Here is a 1,130-nt window from a genome sequence, read left to right on the forward strand (position 1 = left end):
TTGCCACCCAGGCGAACCTGATTGGCTTCATAAGTTGCCCAGTCGATATAGCCTTCATGATGGTCCTTGATGAGCACGGCCCACTGCGACTGCGGCAGCCGACGCACGCGCGTCTTCAGTCCCCCCTGCGGGTCGATGTATCGCTCCTGCCGGCTCCTGCCGTAGCAATAGGCACCAGCATAAACCGGATTGGCGAGCACGCTATGGATCGCATGATACGTCGGCGCGATCCAGCGGATCTGGTCGCTGTTGTGATGCATCTGCAGGGGGAACGAGAGGTTCTCCGAGCGAAACCACAGCCAGACGCGGCGGGCTGAGCCGAATTCGCTGAAACGGGCGAATACGGCGCGTATTGCACCGACCACAGCTTCGTCGGGATGCAGTCTCACCTCGCCGTCGGCCTCGCCCCATACCAGCCCGGTTGGCAGCCCGCGGCGCAGTTCACCGCGGGCTGCCTTGTTGCGAATGCCGCCATCCAGACGGGCGCGCAGGATGTGCAGTTCGGCTTCACTCATGGTGCCCTTCAAGCCGAGCAATAGCCGATCGTTAAAAAACGCCGGGTTATATACGCCATCGGCATCGCCGATGAGCGTATCGGTCATGCTGCACAGATCGAGCAGACGGTACCAGTCGGAGTTGTTGCGCGCCAGACGCGAGACTTCGAGTCCGAGAATGATTCCAACGTGCCCCAGTGCTACCTCGGCGGTCATGCGCGCAAAGCCGCCACGATTCGCGACACTGGCGCCCGAGAGGCCCAGATCCTCGTCGACCACACTGACCTGCTGTTCGTGCCAGCCGAGGCTGAGCGCACGTTGAGCAAGCGCGTACTGGCGCTGTGTCGATTCGCGGTTGTGCTCAACCTGACTGGCGCTGGACTGGCGGATGTAAACGACCGCGGTACGCTGCAGATGGCTCGCGGCTATCTTGTGGGATGCATCACTCATCGTTGTGCTCCAGTTCGTTTGGACGACTTACGATTGCGACCTTTGCGATCGCCTGCGCGAGCCGATCGATCATCGTTTCGCGTGTCGCTTCGTCGAGTTGCTCCCATAGACTGTCGTCGTGCGGCAGATCCTCGAAGGCCAGGTTCAGTTGCATCGTTGCTCTCCTGTTCCGTTTGGCGCAGTAAA

The 1,130-nt window shown here is 60.9% G+C and carries 2 protein-coding genes; both read right to left on the minus strand.

Going from position 1 to position 1,130, the window contains the following annotated elements:
* The coding region (locus PQQ96_RS42045) for a recombinase family protein (protein ID WP_408303323.1) at window positions 1-944 on the minus strand (944 nt) is incomplete at its 3' end.
* Window positions 937-1,130: hypothetical protein (locus PQQ96_RS42050; protein ID WP_408303325.1), on the minus strand; the 194-nt coding region annotated here is incomplete at its 5' end. The genes PQQ96_RS42050 and PQQ96_RS42045, both read right to left, overlap by 8 nt.

This window comes from Paraburkholderia sediminicola, assembly GCF_046027825.1.
Taxonomy (GTDB): domain Bacteria; phylum Pseudomonadota; class Gammaproteobacteria; order Burkholderiales; family Burkholderiaceae; genus Paraburkholderia; species Paraburkholderia sediminicola_D.